5 protein-coding genes and 1 pseudogene are annotated in these 8,116 nt (G+C 44.2%); 5 read left to right on the top strand and 1 reads right to left on the bottom strand.

Annotated elements, in window-relative coordinates; genetic code table 11:
• From Q0668_RS24610 to Q0668_RS24625, 4 genes and pseudogenes are all read left to right on the top strand, one after another.
• A pseudogene (locus Q0668_RS24610) lies at positions 1 to 231 on the top strand (hypothetical protein); the annotation flags it as partial.
• Positions 228 to 1,967, top strand: a complete 1,740-nt coding sequence (locus Q0668_RS24615) for a TIGR03545 family protein (protein WP_298869205.1) — start codon at positions 228 to 230, stop codon at positions 1,965 to 1,967. The pseudogene Q0668_RS24610 and the gene Q0668_RS24615, both read left to right, overlap by 4 nt.
• A gap of 442 nt (positions 1,968 to 2,409) precedes the next feature.
• On the top strand, positions 2,410 to 3,573 hold the full coding sequence (locus Q0668_RS24620; protein WP_298869207.1) for a M24 family metallopeptidase: 1,164 nt from the start codon (positions 2,410 to 2,412) through the stop codon (positions 3,571 to 3,573).
• 195 nt (positions 3,574 to 3,768) lie between these two features.
• Positions 3,769 to 4,779 carry a cation diffusion facilitator family transporter gene (locus Q0668_RS24625; protein WP_298869208.1) on the top strand — a complete coding sequence of 337 codons (1,011 nt, stop codon included), beginning with the start codon at positions 3,769 to 3,771 and terminating at the stop codon, positions 4,777 to 4,779.
• A 79-nt stretch (positions 4,780 to 4,858) separates the two neighbouring features.
• On the opposite strand, the gene Q0668_RS24630 is transcribed toward Q0668_RS24625, so the two are convergent.
• Positions 4,859 to 6,286 carry a porin gene (locus Q0668_RS24630; protein ID WP_298869209.1) on the bottom strand — a complete coding sequence of 476 codons (1,428 nt, stop codon included), beginning with the start codon at positions 6,284 to 6,286 and terminating at the stop codon, positions 4,859 to 4,861.
• A 749-nt stretch (positions 6,287 to 7,035) separates the two neighbouring features.
• Between Q0668_RS24630 and Q0668_RS24635 the strand changes: the two genes are divergently transcribed.
• On the top strand, positions 7,036 to 8,116 hold a 1,081-nt coding region (locus tag Q0668_RS24635), incomplete at its 3' end, for a hypothetical protein (RefSeq protein ID WP_298869210.1).

Genomic DNA, 8,116 nt, shown 5'->3' on the forward strand with positions numbered 1-8,116 from the left:
TTCTGGATATCAGTCTATGAAGTGCCCTTCGCTCCTTGGACCGACTTCAATAACACCATCGTAATGGGAAGTCTGATCCTGGGGTTATTAATGTTCTACCCGGTTTTCCGAATCTCAAATCCACAGTTTGAAAAGTACACACCTCTGCTTACACATAAATTGAAAAAATATCGAATCGTGCAACTTCTCTGGGGTACACAAGTGGGCGCGATCGTAGGGGAAGTTTCATGAAGTGGAATTACCTGCTGCCTCGTTTCGCACTGGCTGCTATTATCTGGACCTTTTTTGCCTTCGCCTTTGATCCTCTGGTCCGTATGAGTTTAGTGAGAACAGGACAATCGCTTACTGGAGCCGAAGTCGATGTCTTAAGTCTACAAACAGGGTTCTTTCCACCGTCTATCAAAACTGGGCCCGTCAGAATTGCCAGTCATTCCAATGACAAACGCAATCTGGTTTCATTTGATCAAATCAAAATGAAATTGTCCGGCAAACCTTTAATGTATCGCAATTTGATTGTAGAGGAAGCAACAGTCTCGGGGATGGAATTTGATTCGCCCCGATCTGATTACGATCATCAGTCAGAAAATACTTCAGATAAACAGGACAACGGATTTCAGTTCAGCCCCCAACTCTTTCGTCAAACATCAAAAGAACTGGGGAACTCCTGGTTGAGTGTCTTGAAAAAATCAGCAGTCGAAGAGTTAGACCCAAATCGTCTGGAAACAGTGCGTGTTTCAAAAACGATTCAACAGGAGTGGAAGCAGCGCTTTGCACAATACGATACTCGGCTGAAACAAGTCAAACAGGAAGTAGATTCGGTACAAAATAACGTTAAAAATGCGGCAGGAAAGACGATTGATAAAATCAGAACTTATACTCAGTCAGCCGAGCGTGTAGATATACTTGTCAGAGCCGGAAAACAGATCCGTAAAGATCTGAAAACACTCCCTCAGATTGCGCAACAGGATTACAAACGAATCGATCAGGCGAAAGAGCATGATTTAGCAAACCTCGACCAGCTGGTAGAGTCTGTTTCACCTGATCCACAAAAAATTCTGCATGCGTTAATAGGCGAAAACCTGTCCCAGCAACTGGAACAGGTCTTTGGCTGGTCGAACTTGATGCTTCAATCCGTTAAAACTCTCCGAGATGAGCAGGAACCTGAACGAATTAAGGGAGAATGGATCAATTTTCGACGTGATTCCAGTTCGCCGGACGCTCTGTTTAAAAAGATCCGTTTAACAGGTGTAGCGCGAGTCGATCAACTGAAGTACCCTTTTATCGGGACCATCAAAGAACTTTCCTCATCTCCTAGTACATATAGAAAACCGATTGTTCTCCAGGCCCAGATCGAGGCTGAGGCCGACATCAAATTTGCGGGAGAACTTAAGTTTTATGAAGACAATCCCACTCACGATTTTGTCGTTTTGTTCAAACTGCCTCATCAGAAAAAAATCACAATTGAGAATTCTGAACAGCTTTCGCTGGATTTGATTGCAGAACATACAGAATGCAAATCACAGCTTTCCTTTAGAGAACATGATTTTCAATGTCAGCTTGTATTTACCCAGACTCCTGTTCGTTTTCAAGTTGCAGCATCCCAATCTGAGTATCAGTCAATGGCAAGTATTTTGGGTCAGACACTCGCTTCCATCGATTCGATTTCTGCAACACTACACTGTTCCGGTTCTTATGAACGACCTGAATGGAGAATGGAGTCAGAATTAGGAGAGAAAATCGCGCGTGGCTTGCATCTGGCATTTCAAGCTGAAATTTCAAGACAAAAACAAAAAATGTTTCAGCAAGTTGAACAGTTAGCAAGTCAGGAACGCGAAAAGCTGATTCAAAAACTCAACATCCAATATTCCGAGGTACTTGCCCACCTTGAAGAGGAAGAAGCCAAAGTACAGGCGGTGATTCAAAAAGTCTCGAACCGCCCTTTGGATATTCGCAGATTGCTCCGTTAGCAGAACCGCATACTGGTTTAATACCGTCTCGTTTTAGCGATCTCAAGGCACTGATTCTTCTGAATTGGTTGAATTCCTCTTGATTTCTCTCGATTTGTGATATCATTTATAGACAGGGAACGGAGTGCAATGCAGGAAGCTTATATTTGCCTTTATTTTGCCTTTTCTGGCTGCTACCCTCCTGTCCACTGATCGTAATTGTTCAGAATCACATCATTACTTTTCAATCATTTCAGCTTTTCAAAGTCGGAAAATTGAGGTCGTAGAGTCAATCGAGAAGAAACTTGGCTTTCTTGTTTGAGATCATAGAGAAACACTTGACTTAAACAATTTACGATACAAAACTCGGTATTGAGTTTAAACAGTCAAACACTCGGATTTCGAGTGGTTTATTGCGTGTGTCTGAAATGTCATATGTAATTATTCAAGTCGGGAGTCCTATATGACGATCGTGGCAGTGAATGCGCAGGCACCTATCTCTTCAGGAGAAATTCCTACCACAGACCCTCGACGAACAACTGACGTTGATCAGAAACAACAGCAAGTAGTTGATTTTCTGGAACAAAATCAACTCGATGCATTGCTCCTGCAGTCACCTGAAAATATCGCTTGGTTCACAACCGGAGCCGATTTGACGCGTTCTGGATCACGGGACAGTTGCGCTGCAGTCTTTATCACACAAGACGCCAGACTGATAGCCTGTAGTAATGTAGATGCGAATCAAATCTTTGACCGGGCGCTTCCCGGACTTGGCTTCCAGATTAAAACCCGACCGTGGTACGAGCCTTTATCGCAATTGGTCACGGATCTCTGCAAGGGCAGAAAGGTGGCCAGTGATAGCGGTATTGAACAGACAAGAAACGTTTCTGAAGAATTAAAGTCGATGCGATTCCCATTTAGCGAATTAGAAAGCGTGCGTATGCGCGATCTGGGAAAGCTTGTGGCGCACGCAGTGGAAGCCACTGCCAGACGGGTAGAACATGGTCTGACAGAGCAGGAAATAGCAGGGAGCCTGTCACATCGGCTGTTGAAGCATGGAGTTCTTCCCAAACGACTGCAGGTCATGGTTGACGGTCAAAGTATTCGTTACCGCCACTGGAGCTATGGTGAAGATCGTCTGGAACGCTATTGTGTGATATCTGCCGTGGGGTCACAACATGGACTATATGCATCGGCTACGCGAACTGTTTCACTGGGAAAGCCACCATCAAGTTTTATAAAGTCACATCATCTGGCATTGTTAATGCAGGCGACAGGCATGTATTTTTCCCAACCAGACTGGGCTTTGTTCGATACCTGGAACCGTGTCAAAAGAATCTATGAAAAATACCATTGTGCTGATGAATGGCAGCACGCCGATCAGGCTGACATCATGGGATACCTGCCCGAGGAAACCTCAATATTGATGAATAGTGAATTCAAATTCTCGCCGGGTATGGCTGCGTGCTGGCATCCTTCAGTAGGGCCGGCAATGACAGGTGATACGATACTGATAGAGCAGGATCAGACAATTCTGATCACTCCTATGGGACAATGGCCAGCAGCAAAAATTATGGTAAAAGAACATCAAATCGCTTTGCCCGATATTCTAATCCTACCCGACTGAAGAAGGGACTGAGTATTTTCAAGTTTGATGAAATTCATGAAACAAAAAAGTTTCTTTCATTCAGTTCGTTTCTCACTTGTTAAATACTCTCAATCGAATCAAGATAATTCGTATTCAAAATAACCGGTGAAATTATCTTGTAGGGCATTTCAGGCCTTCATTCTATCTTATTCAGTTTACTGTGATGTCGTTCTCATGGCTGCTTCCGAATCAACTGATCATTCAAACTTGCCGCCTGAAGTTCCTTTGCCTGAAGTTCCTTTGTTAGACATGTTTCCGAAACCTCTGGCGTTATCGGATGATGTATTGCGCATCCGTCACAGAAGAACATCCAGGTTGATTAAAGTTTCCTGGCTTGGAATTTCGGTTCGTTGTTTTGTAATCGTTATGGAATTGATCGGTTTATGGTATCTGGGGCATTCCGTTCTGCTGGTTGATGCGCTGGCAAGTAGTGCGGATGTATTAACATCACTGGCCATATTATTTGCGATCCGAATAGCGGAACAACCACCTGACGAAGACCACCCTTTTGGCCACGGCCGTTATGAACCATTGGCAGGATTTCAGTTGGGGCTGCTGATTCTAGTTGTGGGTACGGGCACTTTTGCATATCAGTTATTTGCCGCCATCAGTCACCCTCAGTCTGAAGTCATAGGCTGGGTCAGTTGGACCATCCCGTTAACTGCTGCTGTACTGCTGGAGATAACGTGTCGTATTGTCCTGAAAATGGCGCGTCAGGAAAAGAGTTCTGCTATGATCGCAGAAGCGTATCACTATCGAGTCGATGCGATCACAAGTTTTGTTGCAGCCTTTGGTTTGATTATCGCCAGTCAAATTCCCGGATATGGTCACTTGATCGATCATATAACGGCAATGATTCTTGCTGTTATTATGGTCTATCTAGGGTGGGTCGCTGCGAGGGAAAATCTAAATGAACTGACAGATAAGGTTCCAAATCAAAATTATTTTGATCAAGTCAAATCTTCAGCTTTGAAAGTAGAGGGGGTTCTGGATGTGGAAAAGGTTCGAATTCAGACTGCTGGCCCGGATGCCCATGTGAATATCGATATTGAAGTCAATCCTGAGGAGACCGTCGATCATGCTCACGTAATTGCACAACAGGTTCGACACAGGATTCAACTCGATTGGCCAACCGTAAGAGAAGTGGTCGTGCACGTGGAGCCCTATTATGAGGCTGATCACTAGAGGGCAATCAAGGAAATCGAAGTGATCTAAAAGCTGCCTTTTTTAGATTTACAGTCAATCAGATGATATTCTGACAAACTTAGAACCGAATAATCACGTCACCGCCCAGCAACACCTGATAATCTGCCTGGCCATTTCGATAAGGCCCCTGGATGTTGAAGAAGGGAGAAGTCGTATCAGACCAGTCAAAGCGGAGTTCTGGTCGAACTGTGACATTCGGGTGCGGACGCCAATTGGCTCCCACTGTGAATTCATAATAATTCCCGCCTGAAGCAAATGCGGGTATTAACTGCGTGACTCGTGAAAAATCTTGATCCCGGAACCATTCAAAGCGGGCGCCCCAGGCAAACGTTTCCGATACATCATAGTACAGGTATTGATTGACTGAGTACCATTTGGCAGGAACGATTTGAAATTGATTATTAATCTGCCCATTATCCTGAATTCCAAAATCACTCTGGAAAACATATGTCAAACAATCGTTTAATTGATGTGATAACACTAAACTGATCAACGTGCGGTTGGTGCTGGGATTGGTTAGAGTGTCCTCATCTCCCGTGGTCATCACAAAATTAGCTGTCGTAGCCTGGTCACTGCTGGTCCATCCGATTCCTGCGAGTAAACTCAGATTGTGATTTGTATTTTCCCATGTATCCCACCCGCGTGTCAGCCCCGCAAGTAATTGCAACTGGTCGTTGACTTGAAATGTTGTGAGGAAACCTGTGTGAGTAAATGGTTCTGCATATTGCATCGTATAAGAGTGTGAATAGAAGAAATTATCCGGAGCTGTGACTTTTTCGTAGCCGATGGGAGTGTAAAAATGTCCTGCTTTTATACTGACGCCAGCCAGCCAGGGAACATAAAACTCGGCATAGAGCTGAGGCATTGCCAGGCCATACATGGCATAGGTATTGAGTCCATTTCGTCTCGGTCCATCCGAGCTATTCCAGCGAGCTGAACCATTGGTGTGTGTTTCCAGTCCGGTCGCTGTAGTGTAAAAATAATCAGTACCGTAGAGCAGATCTGCGCGGAATCCCCAGTCCAGTTCATCGCCACCAAAATCGACAGGACGTTCCATGAACAGATAAAGCTGATTCATCTGATATTCATTTGAGCGATCATTAAATGTGACCGGGAGATTGAAATTATTGGAAGGCTTTTGAAAATTCCCGGTAAATCCCTGGTCGATCCAGCCACCGACTCTGACTCGTTCAGAGTTCATGGAGGGGTAAACAGGCGAATTTTGCATCAGAAACTGTTCAAGAAAATTACTGCACTGCGATTCAGGTAAGCAAATCGAATCAATGCAATGATCGGCATCATTATTTACTGTATCGTAGTCAGATGAGTCCGACACATTCAAAGAGACAGGTTGGTAAAGACTTTGATCTTCAGCCAGAAAGGAATTCTCAAAGTCTGAATTTCCCAGCCGGTCTGTCTGCGCGAAAAGGAGGCCGGGAATACTCAGGATCAGGCCAACCACAATACATTGTGAGATTATTTTCATCCGCATTTGATTCCAACTCGTGCGATAACATGGCTATTAAACTGCGAATCTTATGTTCACATATCGCTGAAAAAGGCTTTCACCAGACACAATCTGAAGGTGGTGGAAGGGTTCTTCTATCTCTCTTTTTCGGCTGGGTAGAATTGGGAGACATATGCTAATTATTCGTAAAGTGATTACTTCACTCGGATTTCGCAGTTTAAACGTTAACCTCAACTACTATCGTCTCAATCTGTGAATGGTCACTATTTTAACATGTAGGTCGATGTTGACTTGATTGAAATACGATTTTGTTCACCAAACACACACCAGAACTCAGGTATCATTTGTAATGGAAATTGTACATTACATTTTACAAAAATGTTTCCTAAGTTAAACAATTGCGTTGAGTTAAAGCATCATTGTCGCCCATTCCGCTTACTGAACAAGACTGTCACTTTTGTGATGATCTCTATGATGCTCCTATAACCTGAACGGGATGTCTCAAACAACGTAAATTGCCTTTATTATTGATTGCAATTGGTTACTGCGTGGGCAAAGATATTTAACAAACTGCATTAATATCTGCATTCTTTAGCCAAAATCGCGTATGCATAGAAGAATATCCTTTGAGCCTACGCGAGGCTTACTGTTAGGTTTAATTCACTTAATCGTCAAAGTAAGTGACTATTCTGACACTAAAATCTAGCCGTTGATGCCAGTTATAAAAAAATTGACCACTATTCAATCAATTACGAGTAAAAATCATTATGAAGAGCCTGAAAAGATTGTTTGGCCGTAAGTCTACTCGAAAAGTCACTCGTCGTTCGCCATTTCGTCTAGCACGCCCCATTGGATATGCAAGTCATGTCGAACGGTTAGAAGATCGAACACTCCTGGCCAGCAATATCCTTGCTTCGCTGGAAAGTTCAGTCAATCAGCCTAACGATACGACAGATCTGGTTTTGAACGTGGGGCCAGGTAGTTCTCCTACACTTGGATTTGAAGTCAAAGCGGCTCCCGGCTCCGTGTTTGATCCTGCAGCGATCCGAATTTTCGACGCCAACGATCCGATGAATACACTCATTCCGGTTAACCTCTCAGAGCATGACCATGCTGGCTCGACGAACTCTTTGGTACTGGCAACCTTATCTCCTGGTGAATACCGAATCGAAGTGCAGGGGCAAAGTTCCGCAATTGGCGGCTTTATTGTGGACGTGTTCCTGCCAGGTGACTCAGATGGCAGTGGCTCCGTCAATGATGACGAATATCGGCATGCTTTAGCCGCCAGCTACCAGCATCTGTTTGGCTATAACCATTTCACAACTCAGCTTCTTGTTCAGCAACTGGGTTTAGATCCCGGCACCAACTTCTATAGACCAGAGATGGATGGTGATATGGACGGTGACGTCGATAACAACGACTTGAGCCTGATGAATGCCAACCGAAATATTCCCACGGTTCAATTTGAATTGATCGGGGATCAGGACGCGCCTCAGATTATCGCTGGTTTGCAGATCGATTCTGGTGTTTCCGATTCGGATGGGATCACCAAAGATTTAACCATCTTAGGGAACATTTCTGATGAAAGCCAAATTACCCAGTTTAAAGTGGGTCTAGATGGTGCCGGGATCGGCAGCTTTGTTGATATCTTCCCACTCATTTCGGGTGGTGCGAATGGTGGTTCATTTACCCTGACCCGTAGCTGGTTACAGACCAATCTGAACGGTGGAAACTCTCTGGAAGGCGGCACTCATACTCTCAGCTTCTTTGCACAAGACGAACATGACAACAATAACATTAATACCTTCTTTGATGTAACGTTTGAACTGGATGCAACTAGTCCCACAC

Origin of the sequence: uncultured Gimesia sp. (assembly GCF_937910335.1) — a bacterium.
Lineage (GTDB): Bacteria > Planctomycetota > Planctomycetia > Planctomycetales > Planctomycetaceae > Gimesia.